The sequence below is a fragment of the Arcticibacter sp. MXS-1 genome (genome assembly GCF_041902385.1).
In the GTDB taxonomy this organism is placed as follows: domain Bacteria; phylum Bacteroidota; class Bacteroidia; order Sphingobacteriales; family Sphingobacteriaceae; genus Arcticibacter.
The window spans coordinates 2,002,239-2,021,852 of sequence record NZ_CP169244.1; the positions used below are offsets into that span (position 1 = coordinate 2,002,239).

At 46.9% G+C, this 19,614-nt stretch carries 23 protein-coding genes; 20 read left to right on the plus strand and 3 right to left on the minus strand.

Annotation, left to right across the window (positions count from 1 at the left end; genetic code table 11):
- Position 1: 1 nt before the first annotated feature.
- The 16 genes from ACES2C_RS08665 (at position 2) to ACES2C_RS08740 (ending at position 12,472) form a co-directional block, all read left to right on the plus strand.
- Positions 2 to 538, plus strand: coding sequence for a DUF3341 domain-containing protein (locus tag ACES2C_RS08665; protein WP_374166554.1), 537 nt, complete (start codon positions 2 to 4; stop codon positions 536 to 538).
- The gene (locus tag ACES2C_RS08670; RefSeq protein WP_374166555.1) at positions 531 to 1,118 is read left to right on the plus strand and encodes a cytochrome c; all 588 of its coding nucleotides are present in this window, start codon (positions 531 to 533) and stop codon (positions 1,116 to 1,118) included. Before ACES2C_RS08665 ends, ACES2C_RS08670 begins: the two co-directional genes overlap by 8 nt.
- A 16-nt stretch (positions 1,119 to 1,134) precedes the next feature.
- A complete protein-coding gene (locus ACES2C_RS08675; RefSeq protein WP_374166556.1) occupies positions 1,135 to 2,358 on the plus strand; it encodes a quinol:cytochrome C oxidoreductase in 1,224 nt (407 codons plus the stop codon).
- A gap of 42 nt (positions 2,359 to 2,400) precedes the next feature.
- On the plus strand, positions 2,401 to 3,714 hold the full coding sequence (locus tag ACES2C_RS08680) for a cytochrome c oxidase subunit II (RefSeq protein ID WP_374166557.1): 1,314 nt from the start codon (positions 2,401 to 2,403) through the stop codon (positions 3,712 to 3,714).
- Between the two features lie 17 nt (positions 3,715 to 3,731).
- Positions 3,732 to 5,633 (plus strand): cbb3-type cytochrome c oxidase subunit I, encoded by a 1,902-nt coding sequence (locus ACES2C_RS08685; RefSeq protein ID WP_374166558.1) that lies wholly within the window; start codon positions 3,732 to 3,734, stop codon positions 5,631 to 5,633.
- Between the two features lie 109 nt (positions 5,634 to 5,742).
- Positions 5,743 to 6,663: a heme o synthase gene (cyoE, locus tag ACES2C_RS08690; RefSeq protein ID WP_374166934.1), complete on the plus strand. Its 921-nt coding sequence runs from the start codon at positions 5,743 to 5,745 to the stop codon at positions 6,661 to 6,663.
- A complete protein-coding gene (locus tag ACES2C_RS08695; protein WP_374166559.1) occupies positions 6,660 to 7,247 on the plus strand; it encodes a heme-copper oxidase subunit III in 588 nt (195 codons plus the stop codon). The genes cyoE and ACES2C_RS08695 overlap by 4 nt, the downstream gene beginning before the upstream one ends.
- A gap of 8 nt (positions 7,248 to 7,255) precedes the next feature.
- Positions 7,256 to 7,945: a cytochrome c oxidase subunit 3 gene (locus ACES2C_RS08700; RefSeq protein WP_374166560.1), complete on the plus strand. Its 690-nt coding sequence runs from the start codon at positions 7,256 to 7,258 to the stop codon at positions 7,943 to 7,945.
- Positions 7,946 to 7,963: 18 nt separating this feature from the next.
- On the plus strand, positions 7,964 to 8,311 hold the full coding sequence (locus ACES2C_RS08705) for a cytochrome C oxidase subunit IV family protein (RefSeq protein ID WP_374166561.1): 348 nt from the start codon (positions 7,964 to 7,966) through the stop codon (positions 8,309 to 8,311).
- The gene (locus tag ACES2C_RS08710) at positions 8,308 to 8,997 is read left to right on the plus strand and encodes an SCO family protein (RefSeq protein WP_374166562.1); all 690 of its coding nucleotides are present in this window, start codon (positions 8,308 to 8,310) and stop codon (positions 8,995 to 8,997) included. Before ACES2C_RS08705 ends, ACES2C_RS08710 begins: the two co-directional genes overlap by 4 nt.
- A 19-nt stretch (positions 8,998 to 9,016) precedes the next feature.
- Complete coding sequence (locus ACES2C_RS08715) at positions 9,017 to 9,556, plus strand: DUF420 domain-containing protein (RefSeq protein ID WP_374166563.1); 540 nt, start codon at positions 9,017 to 9,019, stop codon at positions 9,554 to 9,556.
- A 54-nt stretch (positions 9,557 to 9,610) separates the two neighbouring features.
- The gene (locus ACES2C_RS08720) at positions 9,611 to 9,850 is read left to right on the plus strand and encodes a hypothetical protein (protein WP_374166564.1); all 240 of its coding nucleotides are present in this window, start codon (positions 9,611 to 9,613) and stop codon (positions 9,848 to 9,850) included.
- Between the two features lie 10 nt (positions 9,851 to 9,860).
- Entirely contained in the window at positions 9,861 to 10,247 is a 387-nt protein-coding gene (locus tag ACES2C_RS08725; RefSeq protein WP_374166565.1) for a DUF983 domain-containing protein, read from the plus strand.
- A gap of 43 nt (positions 10,248 to 10,290) precedes the next feature.
- Positions 10,291 to 10,953 (plus strand): DUF2461 domain-containing protein, encoded by a 663-nt coding sequence (locus ACES2C_RS08730; RefSeq protein WP_374166566.1) that lies wholly within the window; start codon positions 10,291 to 10,293, stop codon positions 10,951 to 10,953.
- 9 nt (positions 10,954 to 10,962) lie between these two features.
- On the plus strand, positions 10,963 to 11,781 hold the full coding sequence (locus ACES2C_RS08735; RefSeq protein WP_374166567.1) for an OmpA family protein: 819 nt from the start codon (positions 10,963 to 10,965) through the stop codon (positions 11,779 to 11,781).
- Positions 11,782 to 11,971: 190 nt separating this feature from the next.
- Positions 11,972 to 12,472 (plus strand): flavodoxin domain-containing protein, encoded by a 501-nt coding sequence (locus ACES2C_RS08740; RefSeq protein WP_374166568.1) that lies wholly within the window; start codon positions 11,972 to 11,974, stop codon positions 12,470 to 12,472.
- A 19-nt stretch (positions 12,473 to 12,491) separates the two neighbouring features.
- Here ACES2C_RS08740 and rfbC read toward each other — a convergent pair whose 3' ends face one another.
- Genes rfbC through ACES2C_RS08755 form a run of 3 tightly spaced genes read right to left on the minus strand, consistent with a single transcriptional unit; the run spans position 12,492 to position 15,189 of the window.
- The gene (gene rfbC, locus ACES2C_RS08745; protein WP_374166569.1) at positions 12,492 to 13,046 is read right to left on the minus strand and encodes a dTDP-4-dehydrorhamnose 3,5-epimerase; all 555 of its coding nucleotides are present in this window, start codon (positions 13,044 to 13,046) and stop codon (positions 12,492 to 12,494) included.
- 5 nt (positions 13,047 to 13,051) lie between these two features.
- Positions 13,052 to 13,354 carry a DUF4286 family protein gene (locus tag ACES2C_RS08750; RefSeq protein ID WP_374166570.1) on the minus strand — a complete coding sequence of 101 codons (303 nt, stop codon included), beginning with the start codon at positions 13,352 to 13,354 and terminating at the stop codon, positions 13,052 to 13,054.
- Positions 13,355 to 13,380: 26 nt separating this feature from the next.
- The gene (locus ACES2C_RS08755) at positions 13,381 to 15,189 is read right to left on the minus strand and encodes a tetratricopeptide repeat protein (protein ID WP_374166571.1); all 1,809 of its coding nucleotides are present in this window, start codon (positions 15,187 to 15,189) and stop codon (positions 13,381 to 13,383) included.
- Between the two features lie 184 nt (positions 15,190 to 15,373).
- Between ACES2C_RS08755 and ACES2C_RS08760 the strand changes: the two genes are divergently transcribed.
- Genes ACES2C_RS08760 through ACES2C_RS08775 form a run of 4 tightly spaced genes read left to right on the plus strand, consistent with a single transcriptional unit; the run spans position 15,374 to position 19,614 of the window.
- Positions 15,374 to 16,336, plus strand: a complete 963-nt coding sequence (locus ACES2C_RS08760; protein ID WP_374166572.1) for a TolB family protein — start codon at positions 15,374 to 15,376, stop codon at positions 16,334 to 16,336.
- Positions 16,288 to 17,256 (plus strand): alpha/beta hydrolase family protein, encoded by a 969-nt coding sequence (locus ACES2C_RS08765; protein ID WP_374166573.1) that lies wholly within the window; start codon positions 16,288 to 16,290, stop codon positions 17,254 to 17,256. The genes ACES2C_RS08760 and ACES2C_RS08765 overlap by 49 nt, the downstream gene beginning before the upstream one ends.
- Positions 17,257 to 17,260: 4 nt before the next feature.
- Positions 17,261 to 18,925: a sensor histidine kinase gene (locus ACES2C_RS08770; protein ID WP_374166574.1), complete on the plus strand. Its 1,665-nt coding sequence runs from the start codon at positions 17,261 to 17,263 to the stop codon at positions 18,923 to 18,925.
- A gap of 2 nt (positions 18,926 to 18,927) precedes the next feature.
- Entirely contained in the window at positions 18,928 to 19,614 is a 687-nt protein-coding gene (locus tag ACES2C_RS08775; protein WP_374166575.1) for a response regulator transcription factor, read from the plus strand.

A 19,614-nucleotide genomic window follows, 5' to 3' on the forward strand; every position in this document is an offset into this window, starting at 1 on the left:
AATGAGCAACGTTAAATATATATTAGGCCATTTTGAAGATCCTGATGAAATGATGCATGGCATTGAAAAGCTTCAGGAAAATAACATAGGCATTTACGATGTTTATACTCCGATGCCTATCCACGGGATTGAGGAAAAGCTGGGCTACAAGCGCTCCCGCCTGCCAATCGCGGCGTTCTGCTTCGGCATCACCGGAACCATCACAGCCATCTCCATGATTTACTACATGCTGGTATATGACTGGCCGATGAATATCGGGGGAAAGCCTGCGTTCGCGATGCCGGATTTTGTGCCGGTAACGTTCGAGTTGACGGTTCTTTTTGCCGCATATGGTATGATGTTCACGTTCTTCTACGCTAACCATTTCTTCCCGGGGCGTGCGCCTCGGGTAATGGATCTCAGGGCTACTGATGACCGCTTCGTCATTGCGATAGACGCGAAGGCAAATCCCTACCATGATAAAATTGAAGATCTTTTAAAGAATGCCGGCGCTGTAGAAGTGAAGCATAATGAAAGGAAATATGTTAGTTATGAATAAGCTCAGGATAATAAGTGCCGCGGTCCTCACGGTTGCTGTAGCAGCTGGTCTTACTTCCTGTGGCGACAAGAAAAGTCCGGGCCTGGAGTTTGCCCGTAATATGTACGATCCGATCGCTTATAACCCCGATCAGCCAAACAAGAATTTTGCTAACGGTCAGACCGCTCAGCTTCCTCCTCCCGGAACAATGCCGGTTGGCTATGATCCGGTTACCGATATCTATCCGAACACACCTGAAGGTTATGAGGCTGCCAGTGCGAACCTGAAGAATCCCCTTCCTGCTACACAGCAAAACCTGGCGCAGGGAAGGACCCTTTACCTGCATATGTGTTCTCATTGTCACGGTACTACGGGCCAGGGTGACGGACAGATCATTAAGCTCGAGAAGTTCCCTCCTCCGCCATCCTATTCAAAAGGTACTTCCTCACGTGGAGGGGCTATGAAGGACCTCACCGACGGAAAGATCTTCCATACGATCACATACGGGTTAAACCTGATGGGACCGCATCGTACACAACTTAGTCCTACGGAGAGATGGAAAATCGTTATGTACGTTCACGAATTGCAAAAACTTCAATAGTTAATGTTTAAACCAAATGGGAACTCACAATCATCATACACATAATTTTACTCAGCAGTACGAATTCTCAGGTAAAGCAAAGACCTGGAGTTTGATTGCCATTGTGATCGGGGTCGCATCTGTCGGATTTGGGTTTTTAACTCATGATTCAGTCCGCACGTTTGCCAACCTGCTTCTGATGGCGTATTATTTCACATCTGTGTGCGCAGCAGGGGCGTTCTTCCTGGCTCTGCAGTACGTGGCGCAGGCTGGATGGTCTGCCGGGCTGCTCCGGATTCCTCAGGCCTTTGCAAGGGTGCTGCCAATTGCGTCGGTTATCCTGATCCTGGTTTGTGTAGCGGGTCTGTTCAGTCACAACCTTTATCATCACTGGAATCATGAGGGCATCACAGATCCTTCCAGCCCTGAATACGATCCCATCATTGCTGGAAAGGCTGCTTATCTGAACGTTCCGTTTTTCGTGATCCGCCAGGTTGTCTTCCTGGGCATATACAGCATCTTTGCATTAACCCTCGCCAAATACTCAAACAATGAGGATCTCGAAGGCGGTTTGAGCAACTATAAAAAGAGTTTCAAGATTTCCGCTATCTTCCTTGTGATCTTCGGCTTTACTACACCGATCTGGTCGTTCGATACGATCATGTCGCTTGAAGCTCACTGGTTTTCTACCATGTTCGGCTGGTACAATTTCGCTGCCATGTGGGTAAGCGGCTTGTGTGTTATTACCATAACCGCCATTCTGCTTAAGAGAGCGGGATATATGAACTGGCTTAACGACAGCCATTTCCACGATCTTGGAAAGCTGGTGTTTGCATTCTCTATTTTCTGGACCTATGTGTGGTTTGCTCAGTTCCTTCTTACCTGGTACGCCAATATTCCCGAAGAGACGGTTTATTTCTACAAGAGATGGGAAGATAACTACAAGCCATGGTTCTGGCTGAATATCGTGATCAACTTTGTTGCACCTGTTTTGATCCTGATGACAAGAGATGCCAAGCGGAGAACAAATACGTTGTTGTTTGTTTGTATCTTATTACTGTTAGGTCACTGGCTCGATTACTATATCATGGTGATGCCGGGGACAGTAGAGGAGCACCCTGCATTTGGTATCGTGGAAATTGGTACAGCGATTGGCTTTGCCGGGCTGTTCTCTTTCCTGATGCTGTCGAAATTAAGTACGAAGCCTCTTGTTCCGAAGAACCACCCGTTCCTGGAAGAGAGTCTGCATCACTCAATATAGTATTAGCTTACAGAAGATTTAAGTAAAGAATTATTAAAAGAAATGCGATTTAATAAGTTTTTTAAGCTCAGGAGTTTTTTTGCGGTACTTGTTCTTTGCTTACTGGTAAGCAGTTTACAGGTTGCTGCCCGGCAGGCGTCTCCGGCACAGGAAGGGGACCAGGTTGCTGCTGATACAGCACAGCAAATTAACTCTGCTACCGGTACGATAGGCGATACCCCAACTTCGGTAGGGGAATCGGTCAATGACGATGAAAGTACGCTTGCAACGGCTGATGAAGTAGTGAAGGATACGGCCGTTTACAAATCGGCTGCATTCTATGTAATCCTGTTTGTACTGCTCTGTATTTTCCTGGGAGTGATTGGCAAAGTAATACGCGTTTATGAGCTCACCCGCGAGATTCAGGGCAAGCGTGGCACGGTTAACTGGAGCCATGTTCAGGCCTTCCTGTTTATTGTAGCGCTGGTAGCTCTGCTGGGTGGTACTTACTGGACGTATGAGACCTGGGGAAATGTTGCTTCTGGCCCTTCTGCTTCGGTACATGGCGAGCGCATCGACCAGATGATGATGGTGACTATCACGATCACTACTATTGTGTTTGTGATCACGCAGGCCCTGCTGTTTACCTTCTCGTTCCGTTACAAAGGTTCTGAGAAGAGAAAGGCTTATTTCTATCCTCATAATAATGCGATAGAACGTCTCTGGACTATCATTCCTGCGCTGGTTCTGACTGCACTTGTTGTGTTCGGTTTCTTTACCTGGAGGAGTATCACCAATCCGCCCGATGAGGAGATGAAGAGAGCTTTATCGGTAGAGGTTACGGGCGAGCAGTTCAAGTGGAACGTGCGCTATGCAGGCAGTGACAATCAGCTCGGTGTAAGGAACTATAAGCTAACCACGCCGTTGAATACACTGGGGATCGACTTTACAGACAAGAAGAGCTGGGATGATAAGCTTGGAGGAGAGATTGTGCTTCCAAAAGGAAGGCCAGTGCGCTTTACCATTAACTCAAAGGATATCCTTCATAGTTTTTACATTCCTGAGATGAGAGTTCAGATGAACGCGGTACCGGGAATGCCAACTTACTTCCAGTTCACTCCAAGGTTTACAACGGATGAAATGCGTGAGAAGACTGGTAATGCCGCATTCGACTTCGTATTATTGTGTAACAAGATCTGCGGCACCGGCCACTACAATATGCAGTATAAGGTTAAAGTTGTGGACGAGAAAGAATATAACGAGTGGATTGCAAAGCAGCCTTTGTATTATAATGACGATGTGAAGAAAGAAATGCAGAAGCGGATGGCTCAGGCTCCTGAAGGAGCTCCAGTTAATAATTTAGCGGTAAATAAATAATCAGATAGGTCGAGAATATGTCAAGTACACCGATTCATCATACATTAGAACATTCAGGGCATCATCATGATGAACACCATCATGATCATCATCAGTCGTTTTTGACTAAATATGTATTTAGCCTTGACCATAAAATGATAGCCAAGCAGTTTCTGGTAACCGGTATCATCATGGCCGTTATCGGGATGCTGCTGTCGATCCTCTTCCGTATTCAGCTTGGATGGCCCGATCAAAGCTTTCCGCTGCTGGAGACTTTCCTCGGTAAATGGGCAGAGGGCGGAAGAATAAAGCCGGACTTTTATCTCGCGCTTGTTACCATTCACGGTACCATCATGGTATTCTTCGTGCTGACGGCGGGCCTGAGCGGAACGTTCAGCAATTTGCTCATTCCCTTACAGATCGGTGCCAGGGATATGGCTTCACCGCTTGTAAACATGTTGTCGTACTGGTTCTTCTTCCTGGCATCAGTCATCATGATTGCTTCTTTCTTTGTAGAGAGCGGACCGGCCAGCGCGGGGTGGACCATCTATCCTCCTCTTTCAGCTTTGCCTAAGGCAATTTCTGGTTCAGGAACCGGACAGACCCTTTGGCTGGTGAGTATGGTTTTATTTATTGCATCTTCACTCATGGGATCGCTGAATTATATCAGCACGATCCTGAATATGCGGACCAAAGGGATGGACCTGTGGAAGATGCCGCTTACGATCTGGGCCCTCTTCCTGACAGCTGTTCTCGGGGTACTTTCCTTCCCTGTGCTTGTTGCGGGCGTTGTGCTGCTGATCTTTGACCGCAGCGCTGGCACCAGTTTCTATTTGTCTGATATCGTGATACAAGGGCAGATCCTTCCGCAGCAGGGTGGTAGTCCGGTATTGTTCCAGCACTTATTCTGGTTCCTGGGACACCCTGAAGTGTATATTGTGATCATGCCTGCAATGGGTATCGCTTCTGAGGTGATGTCGGTTAATGCGCGTAAGCCAATCTTCGGTTATCACGCGATGGTTTATTCTCTTATCGGTATTACGGTGCTTTCCTTCATCGTGTGGGGACACCACATGTTTGTCACTGGTATGAATCCGTTCCTGGGCGGGGTGTTCATGATTACCACCCTGATTATTGCGGTTCCGTCAGCGGTAAAGACGTTTAACTGGCTGGCTACTCTCTGGCGCGGTAATATCCGTTTTACGCCAGCTATGATGTTTGCCATCGGTATGGTGTCACTGTTTATCTCAGGCGGTCTGACCGGTATCTTCCTTGGAAATGCATCTCTGGATATTAATCTTCATGATACTTATTTCGTTGTAGCTCACTTCCACCTGGTAATGGGATCGGCAGCGATCTTTGGAATGCTCTGCGGAGTATACCACTGGTTCCCTAAGATGTATGGCAGAATGATGGATGAGAAGCTTGCTTATCTTCATTTCTGGCTAACTTTCCTCGGTGCGTATCTGGTGTTCTTCCCGATGCACTTCATGGGGCTGGACGGCGTTCCCCGTCGTTACTACGCATTCACCGAGTTTGAATTCATGAAGGAGTGGCTGACGGTTAACAAATTTGTATCATGGGCTGCAATTATGGCGGCTCTCGGTCAGATAGCATTCTTATGGAACTTCTTCCATTCGATCTTTTATGGTAAGAAGGCAACTCAGAATCCATGGCAGGCCAACACACTTGAATGGACGACTCCGGTTGAGCACCTTCACGGAAACTGGCCAGGCGAAATTCCTTCTGTCTACAGATGGCCTTATGACTACAGTAAACCAGGTCATGATGAGGACTTCATTCTTCAGTCTACTCCGTTGTCTGAGACCATGAGCTCCAATCTGCCTCATGATTTTGAAGGCAATCCGGAGGCAGAGCGTATTCAGCTTGAGTGGCAAAAGAATAACGAAGCCAATAAGAAGACCGAAGCGGGCTTCTGATACAAAATAGTTTACAGGGGTACCCAATTGTGTGAAATTAAGGGTGCCCCTCTTATCTCAAACAGAAATCAGTCGGGGCTTTAGTCCCGACTTGTCTAATAGAAATACCATGCAGGAAGTAGCATCAGATTTAAATATTAGTGTCAATAAGGTTGCGGAGGGAAGTTTTATATCTGACTTTAAAAAGCTGATTAAGCTACGTCTTACTTTTCTCGTTGTTTTCTCTGCTTCTGTTTCGTTTCTGATTGGCAGCCGGGAGCAGGAGCTGGTGACATGGAGTAACTGGCTTATGCTCACCATCGGCGGCTTCCTCGTGACCGGTGCGGCAAACGGGTTTAACGAAATTATTGAGAAGGATCTGGATAAGCTGATGAGCAGGACAAGCGATCGGCCGATTCCTGCCGGAAGGATGACCACCGGGCAGGCCCTTGTCCTTAGCCTTTCCATGGGGTTGGTCGGGACACTTGTTTTGATGAGGCTGAACGTGCTTACGGGTGTGCTCGCCTTGTTTTCTATTCTTCTCTATGCTTTCGTTTACACACCGTCGAAGCGGAAGAGTCCCGTCGCCGCCTTTATAGGAGCTTTTCCCGGAGCGCTGCCGCCACTGATCGGGTACTTTGCATCTTTCGACCGGCCGCAGATTTCATGGGTTCCTATCGTATTATTTCTCATTCAGTTCGTTTGGCAGTTCCCTCATTTCTGGTCTATTGCATGGGTGCTGGACGATGATTATAAGAAGGCCGGATTCAGGCTGCTGCCCTCTCAGAAAAGAGACAAGACAAGCGCCTGGTTTACTGCAGCTTCTACATTTATCCTGATTCCGGTTAGTTTGCTGCCCACCATTATGGGCTTTGGCGGATATACAGTCGGAGCGGTGTCCCTCATCTGCAGCCTTTTTTTCTGCTGGTATGGGATCAATCTATCCAGAAAACTGGATATTGCTTCGGCGAAACAGGTCATGTTTTGTTCGTTCATATACCTGCCTGTAGTGCAGTTAGTATTGTTGTTTGATTTTATTGTTAAAATATGATTTCAGTTGCGGAGAAGCAGATGGAGCAGGATAAGTTGAACTTAAGGCCAAAGAAATTCCTGATGTGGTTGTTTGTGATCACCTCGTTCATGCTTTTTGCTGCTTTAACTAGCGGATACATCGTTTATACAGGTGGAAATCCTGCGAGAGGCCTTAAGATAGTATTGCCTCAGATATTTACGTACAGTACAGCCGTGATCATCATTAGCAGTCTGACACTGGTCCAGGCCTCAAGAGCGGCAAAAGCTTTGCAGTTTAACAAGCAGAAGTTTTTCCTGCTTATCACGATCGCTCTGGGTCTTTTATTCGGTGCGATGCAGTTGTCCAGCTGGCAGTACTTTGTAGGACAGGGAGTGTACTTTGTTAATCCTAATGCGTCGCAGTCATTCCTCTATGTCTTTACAGGAGCGCATTTGCTTCATATTGCAGGAGGCTTGCTGATGCTTGTACATGCGTACTGGGCCAAGGTGAAGAATGTGCCGCAAGTAAAGAATCTGTTCAATTTGGAGCTTACATCCATCTTCTGGCACTTTCTTGGCTTGCTGTGGATATACCTATATGTTTTTTTACTATTGAACCAATAAATTGAAAAATGAGTACTACTGTTTCACAATTAGATGAAATTAAAACAGGAGCATGGAGCGGTGGCAAGTCGCCTTTAAATGCAGAGTACGGAAAGCTGATGATGTGGTTTTTCCTTCTGTCAGACGCTTTCACGTTCTCAGCTCTGTTGATTTTTTATGGGGCACAACGTTTCAGTAAGGTATCATGGCCTGATCCTGATGAAGTATTCCAGTCTATTCCGGGAGTGGCTGATCACGGCTACCCGCTGGTTTTTGTGGGGATCATGACCTTTATTCTTATTATGAGCTCGGTCACCATGGTGCTGGCCGTTGAAGCCGGTCATAGGGGCTCAAAAAAGGAAGTTGTGAACTGGATGGTGCTTACTATCCTTGGTGGACTTGTTTTCCTGGGCTGCCAGGCCGGGGAGTGGGCTCACCTGCACCACGAAGGGTACTGGTGGGGAAGTATTCCTGAACACTACAAAGGCGTCGATGTTGTGGGTGCCATGCAGTTCGCAAATCTGTTCTTCACTATTACGGGATTCCACGGCTTCCACGTGTTTAGCGGCGTTGTCATTAATATTATCATCTTATTCATGACCCTCGGTAATGTGTTTGAAAAGAGAGGCACTTACCTGATGATTGAGAAGGTCGGCTTGTACTGGCACTTCGTGGATCTGGTTTGGGTTTTTGTCTTTACGTTTTTCTATCTGGTTTAACTTTAGGAGTCTTAAGAAATGGCATCAGAACAACATACAAACGGACATGAGCATGCAGAACATGCGAGTATGTCGAAAGGGAAGATCTGGCAGGTATTCTTTTACCTGCTTGGTATTACGGCCCTTGAATTCTTTATTGCGCTGGTATTGGTTCATAAAGGAATTATTCCTCATGGGATTGCGAACTTCACCTATATTGTGCTGACACTTTTGAAGGCTTATTATATTGTTGCATATTTCATGCACCTGAAGTTTGAGAGCATGACTTTAATCACGACCATTGTCGTATCTCTTATATTTATTGTGTATCTCATTATCCTCGTCCTTAACGAGGGCTCCTACCTGCACGTACACATGAATCAATGAGCAGAACATCTTTAAAGAAAGTGTTAATCCTGGCATCTATTCTAGCGGTGCCGGGATTTTTGTATTTTTTACTCCAGGATAAGGGGAAGAACAGGTACAGGCCCCTTAAGATCTTCGGTCCCAAGGAGGTAGCAGCTACCTTTCATTATAAACGGGGCAAAAAGATACCCGATACTATTTATCATCAGGTAGCCCCTTTCCACCTGGTTGATCAGTCTGCAGCAGCAGTTGCCTATCCTGAAGATACTACTCAGATCGCTATTTTTAATTTTTTCTATACCTCCTGCGCTTCCTGCGCGCGTGCAAACGAAAGTATGGCATCGGTAGCGCGGGACTATCTGAAGAACAAACGCGTTCATTTCTACTCCGTCTCAGTTGATCCTTTGAAGGATCAGCCTGAGGTGCTGTCAGTGTATTCAAAACAATACGGGATTCCGATGTCGAAATGGACTTTCCTGACGGGGGACAGGGGTACGATATACACCTGGGCGAAGAGGGAGTTTCTGGTCGACGTTTACAGGGCCGACAGTTCTGCTGTCATCCACAGGCCGCTTTTGATCCTGGTTGACACGAAAAGGCGCATTCGTGGCTTTTATGAGGCTACGAGCAAGGAGCAGGTTGATAAGCTGCGTGATGAAATAAAGGTTCTGATTGCTGAGGAATTGCGGCAAGTTGCCGATCTTTAGCGATCCAAATAATTCGTACATGAACGACAAAGTTATTTTAAGAATTGTAACGGGGGTATCGATCTTTGTATTCCTCGTTGTGCTGATCCTGCAGAGCAAGGTGATCACCCTGTTCCCAGCAGGCGCAGCTGTCCCTTCCTGGGTGTTTTTCCTGCCCAGGCTAAATGCGATCATCAACGGTACCTGCAGTGTATTGCTGATCGTTTCCCTGCTTCAGATCCGGAACAGGAATATCAGAACGCATAAAATTTTGAACATTATCACTTTTGTGCTCTCTTCACTGTTCCTGGTCTCCTACATTATTTTTCACGCAACGGGAATCCAGACCACATACGGGGGAGCCGGGGCAATCAGATATGTGTATTATTTCATTTTGATTACACACATTATACTGGCTGCTGTTGTTTTGCCGTTAGTGTTATTGAGCTTTTACAGCGGTCTGCAGATGAATGTGATCAGGCACAGGAAGCTGGTCAGGTGGAGCTTCCCGATTTGGCTTTACGTAACCGTGACCGGCGTTCTGGTGTACTTGATGATCTCTCCTTACTATACTTTTTAACGCGAAAACTGATTGAAGATGAAAGTGATTAAGAATTCTGTTTGTGCGATTTTTATGTTTATTTTGATATCGGCCGGAGGTCGTGCTGCTGCACAGTGTGCAATGTGTACGTTGAATGCCGAGAACTCGGTCAAGAACGGCAACACGCAGGGCAAGGGACTTAATGACGGCATCTTGTATCTTCTTGCTGCCCCTTATCTGGCAGTGGCGGGAATTGGTTTTCTGTGGTATAAGAAGTACAGAAAAAAGAATGTTGCTCTGAATATGAAGAACGAGCGTATTCATATGAACTAATTAAATTGTAATGTCAAAGACACCACAATTACAGGCTGTTCTGCAGGCCAAATGTCCTAAGTGCCGGAGGGGCAATATTTATGCAGGTCCTGCATATACCTTCGGCTCGCAAAAGATGCATGAGTATTGTCCTCACTGCGGATTTAAGTTTGAGGTTGAACCCGGCTACTTTTATGCTGCCATGTACGTAAGCTACGCATTTAATGTGGCAGAGGTTGTGACCGCAGGTATTTTGACGTTTTATCTGAGCGGCGGAAGCGACTCGCCGTGGCTATATTTAGGGGTGCTTTTCTCAATCATTTTTGTTCTTGCCCCTCTCAATTTCAGATACTCGCGGGTTGTGCTGCTTCACTGGCTATCACCAAAGGTGAAATACCATCCAGAACTGGATAATTAGAATTCCTCCGGAACTTATCTCTTTTCATGTTTTTGTTATCAAGATGCTTGATCCTTCAACTTTTTCTTTTTTAGCTGCTCTTGCGGCAAATAACAACCGGGAGTGGTTCCTGGTTCACAAGCCCGAATACGAATCAGCGAGGGAGAACGTGATGGCTTTTACAGCGGAGCTGATAAAGGGCATCTCTGCTTTTGATCCAACAGTCCCAGATGACCTTGATCCCAGGGACTGTGTGATGCGGATCTACCGCGACATTCGTTTCAGTCACGATAAAACTCCCTATAAGACAAATTTCGGCGTTGCTGTTTCTGCCAACGGAAAGAACTTTAAAGGTCCGGGCTATTATCTCCATATACAGCCGGGCAAGAGCTTCATTGCGGGCGGGGCATGGTTCCCTCAGCCGGATGAGCTGAAAGCGATAAGGCAGGAAATAGATTATAACTTGCACGACTGGACGGACATCGTGCAAAGCGCGGATTTTGTTTCCGCTTTTGGTGAACCTGATCAGGAAGGGAAGCTGAAAACAGTTCCCAAAGGCTATGCTTCTGATCATCCTGGTATAGACTATTTGAAGCTGAAAAGCTTCACAGCTACCCGTAACATCGCAGACAAAGATCTGACGAAGCAGGATGCCTCGCTCCGTTTAACTGGTCTCTTCGAAAAATTATATCCTTTTATGGTTTTTTTGAGAAATGCGATTTGTTAATATTGCACGATGAAAAGGATATTTGTTCTTCTGTTTATTACTCTTTGCGCAAGTTCATGCGTTGTTCTGTCGCCGAAGAAGTATAAAAGCTTGGTTGCACAGCGAGACTCACTCTCGTCGGCACTGACCGGTGCAAACAACAGGATCACAAGTCTGGAGGATGAGCTCGCCCGCCTGAGATCTGATACCGCCCTGCTTCATAGCGAAATTGCAGGTTTATCATCAAAGGTAAGCGGACTTAATTCAAATAATGCCAGCCTGCGGGCAGCCAGCGACAGGCTTTCACAGGATCTGAAGAAAAGAGAAGCACGTCTGAGAGAAGTGGAAGAGATATTGCGCAAGCGGGATGAGGCAACGCTTGCACTAAAGGATAAGCTTCAGAAAGCCCTCCTGGGTTTTCAGCAAAGCGGGTTGTCGGTGGAGATCAGAAGCGGTAAGGTATATGTTTCTCTTACGGATAAGCTTCTGTTTAGCACAGGCAGCATCGTGATTGATGAAAAAGGCAAGCAGGCCCTTGCCGGACTTGCAACTGTTCTTAATACGCAACCGGAGATCAACATATCAGTTGAAGGGCATACCGACAATCAGCGCGTGGTAAACCTGGGCCAGATCAAGGATAACTGGGACCTGAGCGTCCTGCGTGCCACCTCTGTTGTTCGCTACCTCACGGAGGCTCAGAAAATTGAAAGTACCCGTATCACCGCTACCGGAAAAGGACAATTCCAGCCCATAGAGGATGTAAACACACCGGAGGCCAGAAGCCGCAACAGGCGGATCGAGATTGTATTGTCGCCAAAGCTCGACGAGCTGTATGACTTAATAAAATAGACGCGATTGACGAGATCTCACAGAGGGGAAAGCATCACACGCTCTCCCCTCTGTTGTTTAAGGATAGGTTTTATTCCCAATAATGTCGGCGGTCATTTTTTTCGCTATTTCTAGCTCTATTTTTACCCTTAATACGAGATATTGAGAGCTTGTTCCGATATATTCTTTCGTAAATACTATTTGAAAAGAGATGAAGACTGCAATTGTTTACTGTTCGAAGAATGGATCGACTGAGAAAGTAGCCAAGTTAATCGGATATAGACTGGAAGACTATGAAACGGGATATTTTGACCTCATGAAGTGCCCGAATCCCGACATACGTGACTACGACCGCGTGATCATTGGCGGGCCGATTTATTTTGGAATGATTCAGAACCCGGTAAAGGTCTTCTGCAAACAAAATGAAAAACTGCTCCTTGACAAGGAGTTAGGCCTCTTCATATGCTGCATTTTGAAGGGCCAGGAGGACGTACAGTTTGAAAGCGCGTTTTCGACCAAGCTTCGCAATCACAGTAAGGCAAGAGCTTTTCTGGGTGGCGAACTGATGTTCGAGAAACTTAATTTTTTCGAGAAGCTGATGGTATGGAAAGTGGCGGAGAGTCCTCTTGAATTCCATATCGATGTAGACGCAGTTGACAACTTCGTAAACAAAATGGAAACGGGCACAGCGAGTTATTCTCCGGTCCTCTGAAGATTAAGAGTCCGTACCCTTAGAGGGAGAACGGACTCTTAAAATCCTTAAAATGGGGAAGCACCTCATCCTTTTCGGAGATGATGATTTCTTCCCGGCTCAGCTGCCAGTCGATGTTCAGCGTGGCATCATCCCACCGGACTCCTATTTCAGACGATTTATCATACAGCCCGGTCACTTTATAGGTGAAAATGGTATTGTCTTCGAGTGTAGCAAATCCGTGAAGAAAGCCAGGTGGAATCCAAAGCATACGGAAGTTTTCTCCGCTTAATTCCACACTCACGTGTTTTCCGTAAGTGGGAGAACCAGTTCGGATATCGACCGCAACGTCGAGCACCCGCCCCTGAATAACGCGGACGAGCTTTCCCTGTGCGAATGGGTTTGATTGTCCATGGAGGCCCCTGAGGGTTCCCTTGTGAGAAAAAGACTGATTGTCCTGAACGAAAGATGGGCTTATTCCAGCTTCAGTGAAGCTCTTCTCGTTGTAACTTTCAAAAAAATAACCGCGGGCATCTTTCCATACTCTTGGCTCAATGATGACGACGCCGGGCAGGTCTGTTTCTATAAATGTCATTAGTGTTAGTTTACCAGCTCCATTAGGGAATTAAACGATACCAGTCTGTTACCAAAGCGGCCGTGAAGCTTTTCAAAGAGACCTTTCTCATATGAGTCCTTGAATGAATTGTATGCTTCAAGCTCTGCGCATGTGAACTGAAGGCAAAAGGTCTCACCTTCGTTCGGCGATCCAAGTACCCTTAACAGCCGGTTGGACTGAAAAAGACCGCTCGACATTGCAGTGGGAATGAAGCTCTCATTCATCCATGACAGCCATTCATCACTCAGACCGTCTTCGACGATAACAGTAATATTATACAAAATCATTTGCGAAGATATCACCAAGGTCTGAGCTATCCAAGATTATCGCCCCTTAAGTTTCTGAATCGCTTTCTGGCCTCGGTTACAAAGAGGCTGCCCGGAAAGGTGGTTATCAGCTTCTGGTAAAGAGATTTCGCCTTCTCCTTGTCGTTCAGGCGGGTTTCGTAGAGGTCAGCAAGCCTGAAAAGCGCATCATCTGCCCAGATATCGAACGAGTAGTGGTCTACTATGGTAGTAAGGCAGCGGATTGCAGATTCAACGTTGTTCTGCTTCAAATACACGGAGGATTTCAACATCAGGATGTCGTCGGAAAGTGAGTTTCCAGGATAGAGGACGTCGATGCTGTCGAGCAGACTGACTGCCGGTTGCAGCCGGTTGCAGAAGATCAGCCTTTCAGCTTCAGCGTACTTTTTCAGGGCATTTGTGTCGGCCTGGGAGGAGGTGTTTTCAGTGATAAGAAGGCTTAGATTAAGTGCGTCATTTGCGATAAGCTGGGATGTGGAGCTTTTTAAGACATCAAGTTGTGCTTTGGCCCATGTAAAATCGGCCTGATAGTAAGAGAGTCTGGCATTCCTGAACTTAGCTTCCTGGCCTCTCGGCTCTCCTGCAAACTCCTTTTCCACCTGCCCGTAGACCAGAGCAGCTTCCCAGGGCTCTCCCGTCAGGACGTAGATATCTCCAAGTTCCAGCTTTATATCGCCACGGACGGGGCCGGGCAGTTGAGGGAGCTTGATTGCTTCCTCCAGCAGGAGCTCTGCTTTTTGAGGGCTGTTCAAATAGTATGCATAGAGGTTAGCAAGCTGTCTCATAGCAAACACCGTAGCTGTGTTTTTGCCAAACTCGTCAAGTAAAGACTGGTAGTCCTTTTCAAGGCGGGCGGGATCGGGAGATCCGTTGCTTCCTTCGGTAAGCATCTGGTGACGGATCTTTAAGAGCTGAATTTTGGATGGGATGTAAAACTGCTGCCCGGCCCCCTGCGACACTACCTGTTCAAAGGTTTTTTCTGCATAGGGGTACTTCCTCTCCGACAGGAGCATTAAGCCAAGCTCATATAGCCGTTCTCCGTCTTCCTTCAGCTCATGGTTTATCAGGGCCGTCTGCTTTATGGCCGCCTCGTAGTCCCTCTGTTGCAGGTATGTCCAGGCCAGCAGATCCATGTAAGCCGGATTGGAGCGGGCCTTTTGTGCTTTGCGGAGAAGAGGGGCTTTTAGCAGGTCGAAATCTTCCGGCGAGTCGAACATGGAAGCCATTGTGTTTTTAGCCTGACTTAGGATTGCCGGATCCGGTTGACGCCCCAGGATTTCCAGATATTCAGTTGCCAGCATGGCCTTGTTCTTTTGGAAACGGTAAAGCGACAGCAGATCAAATGCAAATGCCGCCTCATCTTTAAGTAGTTTTCTTCCTGCCAGGAGTGTTTTGACCGAATAGTCGTAGGCATTTGTGCGGTAAAAAGAGATGGCCAGATCCCGAACAGCGTACTCGTTCGACGGCAACTCCCTGATCAGGCTTTTGAACCAGCTGTCGGCTTTCTGCTGCTCTCCCTTTTCCTGCCACACCCGTCCGAGGTCAACTTGATAAATATGGTTCTCCGCTTCGCGGCTCAGGAGTGTTTTGATTAGAAGTTCAGCCTCTTCGTATTTTTTCAATTTCAATAATACGTTCAGGTACTGATCATAAAACTGTAGTTGCTGGCCGTTCCGAAATAAACTTCTGTAAAGCGGCAGCGCCTTTTCCCAGTCGCCCATTGCATAATACTGCGAAGCCTGCTGTTCAGCTGATTCTGGTTGTGCCAGCAAGGGCTGGCACAGTATTACAAATAGCACGATCAGAGAAACCTTCATTGTGTTATAGTCTCAGTCAATATAACGACTAAACGCAGGATAAGTGCATGCGGGCTTAATTTTATTAATCTGGCTGATGCTCAGGCTGTATTTTAATTGTTACGTCCCCGAGAGATCAAAACGTGTATTTTAGTGGTTTCAGAAGTGGGTTCTATGGAATAGAATGTCTTATCTGTGAAAGTTTATGATAAGAAAGCTTAAGACATATCTCCTCTTAATGGTGGTGTATTTGCTTTTTTCCTGCACAGGAGAAAAGCGAGCAAGCCTCTTGCCGGTAGAAGACTTCTTTCGTAATCCTGAGAAAACGGCTTTCAAGATCTCACCCGATGGCCGCTTCATTTCATTTCTTCAACCTTATAAAAAGTATATGAATGTCTTTGTGCAGGACCTGAGCAGCGGTCATGTCACAAGGGTCAGCAATGAGCTTGATTTTAATATTGCCACCTATTTCTGGGCAAGCAATCGCGAGCTGGTTTATTTAAAAGATCAGGGCAAGGGACGTGATCCAGACCTCTTTGCGGTAGATCGTGATGGATCGCATTTCAGACACCTCCTTTCGGAAAGGAACGCACGGCTGAGGCTGTTGAATCAAAGTAATGTGGTAAAAGACGAGCTGCTGATTGCGCTGAATAAAAGAGATTCGACAGTTTTTGACGTTTACCGTCTTAATCTCGCTACCGGGAAACTGAGTATAGCGGAGCAAAATCCGGGCAACGTGATCCAGTGGATTGCCGACGAAGAGGGGCGCTTACGACTCGCACTGGCCAGCGACGGCGTGAATGAAACCTTGCTTTTCAGACCCGATGAACGGGCATCTTTTCGTCCTGTGGTTACCAACAACTTCAAGACAAGGATCTCACCCGTGGGATTCTCGGATGTGAGATCGAACAGGATATTCGCCCTTTCTAACCAGAACAGGGACAAGACCGCTCTGGTGGAGCTGGACTGCTCCACGGGCAGGGAGATCCGTACGATATTTAGTCATGATTCAGTCGACGTGAGCGAAGCGGGTTATTCACCTCGGAGGCATCGGGTGATGTATGCTGGTTATGAGACCTGGAAGGGGGGCGGCATTACCTTCACGATTCCGCCCGCGCTATGTACGGCCGTCTGGAGAAATTGTTGCCGAATTCGGAGATCAGAGTAACCGATCAGGACAGCCTGGAGGAGAAGTTTATCGTCCGGACCTTTACCGACAAGTCGCCAGGCGCGTTCTATTTATACAACAGAATAACAGGAAAACTCAGAAAGCTGAGTGATCTGAACCCGTCTATCAGAAGCGATCAGATGTGCAAAATGCAGCCTGTTCATTTCAGGAGCGCGGACGGTTTGGAAATCAACGGGTACCTCACGCTGCCTTTGGGTTTTGAGCCCAGGAACCTGCCGGTGGTGGTAATTCCGCATGGAGGGCCTTCTTCGAGGAATTCATGGGGGTTTAATGCGGAAGTTCAGTTCCTTGCAAACAGGGGCTACGCCGTGTTACAGATCAACTACAGGGGCTCAAAGGGGTATGGAAAGAAGTTCTGGATAGCCGGCTTCAAGAAGTGGGGGAGTGACATACAGACGGATATTACGGCTGGCGTAAACTGGCTGATCAAAACGGGAATAGCCGATAAGGACCGTGTGGCCATATACGGGACCGCTTTCGGCGGCTACAGCGCTCTTTACGGGCTCTGCTTTCATCCCAACTTGTACAAATGCGGGGCTTCACAGGCCGGTTTTGTGAACTTATTCACTTACATCAAGGCCGTCCCTCCGTATGTCCGTCCAGTACTCCAGATGTATTACGAAATGGTAGGAGATCCAGAGCACGAAATTGACTATTTTCGCTCTGTTTCGCCTGTTTTTCATACCGACAAGATTAAGGCGCCTGTGCTTATCGCTCAGGATATGAAAGATCCGAGAGTAAACGTAAACGAGACCAATCAGTTTGTGAAGGAACTGAAGAACCGCAAGATTCCGATCACGTATCTCGTTCGGAAAACAACCAGCAGTCCAGGCCCGGAGGATCAGGTGGAGTTCTATAGGCAACTGGAGCTATTTCTTCAGAATAATTTAAAGAAATAAGCGAATGGCGAACGGAAAGTCTCAGTACCGGCGAACGAGTTGGCTAAATGCTATTTTCCTTGTCCTTACCGCTCTCACCCTGTTAGTGGCGCTCATACTTGCTCATCATCTTACCCGGAGGTATGTCGAGAACGAGTTTAACTCCCGGAAGATCGACGTGCTGGAGGAGACTCTGAAGCCTTACAATGACTTTTTTCAGAACAGGGTGCCTGAAATATCTTTTTACCAGGGCTACCTCGATTCAGCATCAGCTGCACGTTATTCTGATACCGTGTTCCGGAAATACTCGTTTGTTGAAAAAGTGATCTTCTATGACACGGAGATCAGTAACGGAGGTGACGCAAAGAGCCGGCGGTTTGATAATCTTTTCATCGCTCCCCGTGCGATCTATCTTTTTGCGAAGGGGAAGCCGGATTCTACGATTTTAATTAAGACTAGCTGGAATAAGAACCCTCCTGTCCGGGAGATGGACGAGTTTAACAGGATGGCCGTAAAGTTCTCAGCTTATATTGCCTCAGCCGATACTTCTATGGTTCCTAACTCGGCGGACTATCTCAGCACGTTCTATAATGTAACGCACAACCGCGTCACCTTTATGAACATTCCGAGGGAGGAGGAGATGGGCACATTCAAAGATCTTATGTTCAAGAAGCTGCCAAGGTCGCCGGTGTTTGAGCAGGACATCATCTCTTTTCTGCTGAATCCTGCTAAGCTTTTGATCCGGAATAACCATCAGGAACTCTACCAGCACATCAGCATCAAGCCGGTAGTTTACGAGCTGATGGACACGAACCCGGAGATCGTTACCACTGAACTGCCTCTCTCGGGGGCTTTTGCCGATTACAAGTTGTTCTTTACCTCTTCCCAGCACCACCTGAGGGCTGAAATTTACCGGAGGTTTATTCCTGTTGCGCTGGTGATTCTGTTTATTTACTTTACACTTATCTCTATCGCCTACCTGATATACAGGAACTTGCACATTAATAGTCGTATGTTCAAGTTGCAGTACGACTTCATAAATAATCTGACTCACGAGTTTAAGACCCCTGTGAGCGTTATTAAGATAGCCGGAAATAATATCCGGAGTGCGGCAAGCCTGTCGGACCGCGAACGGGCGCACTATGGAAAGATATTAGATGAGGAGGCAGATAAGCTGAACGATCTTATGAACAAACTTCTCTCCTTTACCCAGATTGAGAATCAATCGATCAAGGTCAAAAAGGAGCTGGTCAATCTTGATACGTTCATCGGGAACATGTCGGGCTCCTACCGTCTTAAATATCCTGACTTTGTTATTTCTTACTCAATAACGGGGCTAGAGGCCCTGAATACAGATCCGGTGCTGCTTTCGAGCATCTTTCAGAACTTGATCGATAACGCCTATAAGTATTCACTTCCGGGGAAGAAGTTCCTTGACATAAGAGTCAGGACGGATAAGGGCCGGGTCTTGTTTTACTTCATTGATAAAGGCATCGGTATCCCGAAGTCCGAAATGGAAAATGTATTCAAGAAGTTTTACCGGATAGAGAGCCAGTATAATCAGCAGGGTAGTGTGGGTTTGGGATTGGCGTTTTGTAAAGAACTCATTAATTTTATGAACGGAGAGATCCTTGTGAAGAGTAAAGTAGGAGAGGGGTCTGAATTTTTAGTCATCTTGCCATTAACGTAGAAATGAATAAAGAAATTAAGATTGCAATAGTTGAGGACGATGAGAACCTGAGGTTCCTCGTTGCTCACAGACTACAGAACGAAGGATACGAGATTCTGGAATGTGCCTCCGGCGATGGCGCAGAACAATTGATACTCGACGAACAGCCGGATATTGTACTGCTCGACTGGATGCTTCCGGGTAAACAGGGCTCAGAGATCTGCAAGGCAGTGCGGGATAAGGGGTTTGAGAAGATCATCATCATGATGACCGCGAAGGCTCAGGACGTCGACAAAATAGACGCATATCACTTTGGAGTATCTGACTACGTAACGAAGCCCTTTAATATGGACGTCCTCGTAGCTCTTCTCGAGAACAAGGTGAAGTTTTTGGTAAATAACGAGCGCAGTGAGGTGACCCGCTTTGGAAACATGGAGCATCATCCTCATACCCATTCCCTGCTCAAAGACGGCCAGCGTGTTGAATTGACGATACTGGAGAACCGCATCTTGCTGTATTTTCTCAAGAACGCAAATAGAGTGATCCAGAGGGAGGATCTGATGATGGTAGTATGGGGTTATAACTCCGACGTGAATACCAGAACCTTAGACATGCACATTGTACGGCTTAGAAAGAAGATCGAAGACAACCCTGATACGCCGCATTATCTGCAGACGGTAAGAGGGGTAGGTTATAAGTTTGTGATCTGA

What these genes read in the sequence shown, in the direction of transcription:
- ACES2C_RS08665 (WP_374166554.1), top strand. Translation starts at nt 2, where the DNA reads ATGAGCAACGTTAAATATATATTAGGCCATTTTGAAGATCCTGATGAA.
- ACES2C_RS08670 (WP_374166555.1), top strand. Translation starts at nt 531, where the DNA reads ATGAATAAGCTCAGGATAATAAGTGCCGCGGTCCTCACGGTTGCTGTA.
- ACES2C_RS08675 (WP_374166556.1), top strand. Translation starts at nt 1,135, where the DNA reads ATGGGAACTCACAATCATCATACACATAATTTTACTCAGCAGTACGAA.
- ACES2C_RS08680 (WP_374166557.1), top strand. Translation starts at nt 2,401, where the DNA reads ATGCGATTTAATAAGTTTTTTAAGCTCAGGAGTTTTTTTGCGGTACTT.
- ACES2C_RS08685 (WP_374166558.1), top strand. Translation starts at nt 3,732, where the DNA reads ATGTCAAGTACACCGATTCATCATACATTAGAACATTCAGGGCATCAT.
- cyoE (WP_374166934.1), top strand. Translation starts at nt 5,743, where the DNA reads ATGCAGGAAGTAGCATCAGATTTAAATATTAGTGTCAATAAGGTTGCG.
- ACES2C_RS08695 (WP_374166559.1), top strand. Translation starts at nt 6,660, where the DNA reads ATGATTTCAGTTGCGGAGAAGCAGATGGAGCAGGATAAGTTGAACTTA.
- ACES2C_RS08700 (WP_374166560.1), top strand. Translation starts at nt 7,256, where the DNA reads ATGAGTACTACTGTTTCACAATTAGATGAAATTAAAACAGGAGCATGG.
- ACES2C_RS08705 (WP_374166561.1), top strand. Translation starts at nt 7,964, where the DNA reads ATGGCATCAGAACAACATACAAACGGACATGAGCATGCAGAACATGCG.
- ACES2C_RS08710 (WP_374166562.1), top strand. Translation starts at nt 8,308, where the DNA reads ATGAGCAGAACATCTTTAAAGAAAGTGTTAATCCTGGCATCTATTCTA.
- ACES2C_RS08715 (WP_374166563.1), top strand. Translation starts at nt 9,017, where the DNA reads ATGAACGACAAAGTTATTTTAAGAATTGTAACGGGGGTATCGATCTTT.
- ACES2C_RS08720 (WP_374166564.1), top strand. Translation starts at nt 9,611, where the DNA reads ATGTTTATTTTGATATCGGCCGGAGGTCGTGCTGCTGCACAGTGTGCA.
- ACES2C_RS08725 (WP_374166565.1), top strand. Translation starts at nt 9,861, where the DNA reads ATGTCAAAGACACCACAATTACAGGCTGTTCTGCAGGCCAAATGTCCT.
- ACES2C_RS08730 (WP_374166566.1), top strand. Translation starts at nt 10,291, where the DNA reads ATGCTTGATCCTTCAACTTTTTCTTTTTTAGCTGCTCTTGCGGCAAAT.
- ACES2C_RS08735 (WP_374166567.1), top strand. Translation starts at nt 10,963, where the DNA reads ATGAAAAGGATATTTGTTCTTCTGTTTATTACTCTTTGCGCAAGTTCA.
- ACES2C_RS08740 (WP_374166568.1), top strand. Translation starts at nt 11,972, where the DNA reads ATGAAGACTGCAATTGTTTACTGTTCGAAGAATGGATCGACTGAGAAA.
- rfbC (WP_374166569.1), bottom strand. Translation starts at nt 13,046, where the DNA reads ATGACATTTATAGAAACAGACCTGCCCGGCGTCGTCATCATTGAGCCA.
- ACES2C_RS08750 (WP_374166570.1), bottom strand. Translation starts at nt 13,354, where the DNA reads ATGATTTTGTATAATATTACTGTTATCGTCGAAGACGGTCTGAGTGAT.
- ACES2C_RS08755 (WP_374166571.1), bottom strand. Translation starts at nt 15,189, where the DNA reads ATGAAGGTTTCTCTGATCGTGCTATTTGTAATACTGTGCCAGCCCTTG.
- ACES2C_RS08760 (WP_374166572.1), top strand. Translation starts at nt 15,374, where the DNA reads ATGATAAGAAAGCTTAAGACATATCTCCTCTTAATGGTGGTGTATTTG.
- ACES2C_RS08765 (WP_374166573.1), top strand. Translation starts at nt 16,288, where the DNA reads ATGTACGGCCGTCTGGAGAAATTGTTGCCGAATTCGGAGATCAGAGTA.
- ACES2C_RS08770 (WP_374166574.1), top strand. Translation starts at nt 17,261, where the DNA reads ATGGCGAACGGAAAGTCTCAGTACCGGCGAACGAGTTGGCTAAATGCT.
- ACES2C_RS08775 (WP_374166575.1), top strand. Translation starts at nt 18,928, where the DNA reads ATGAATAAAGAAATTAAGATTGCAATAGTTGAGGACGATGAGAACCTG.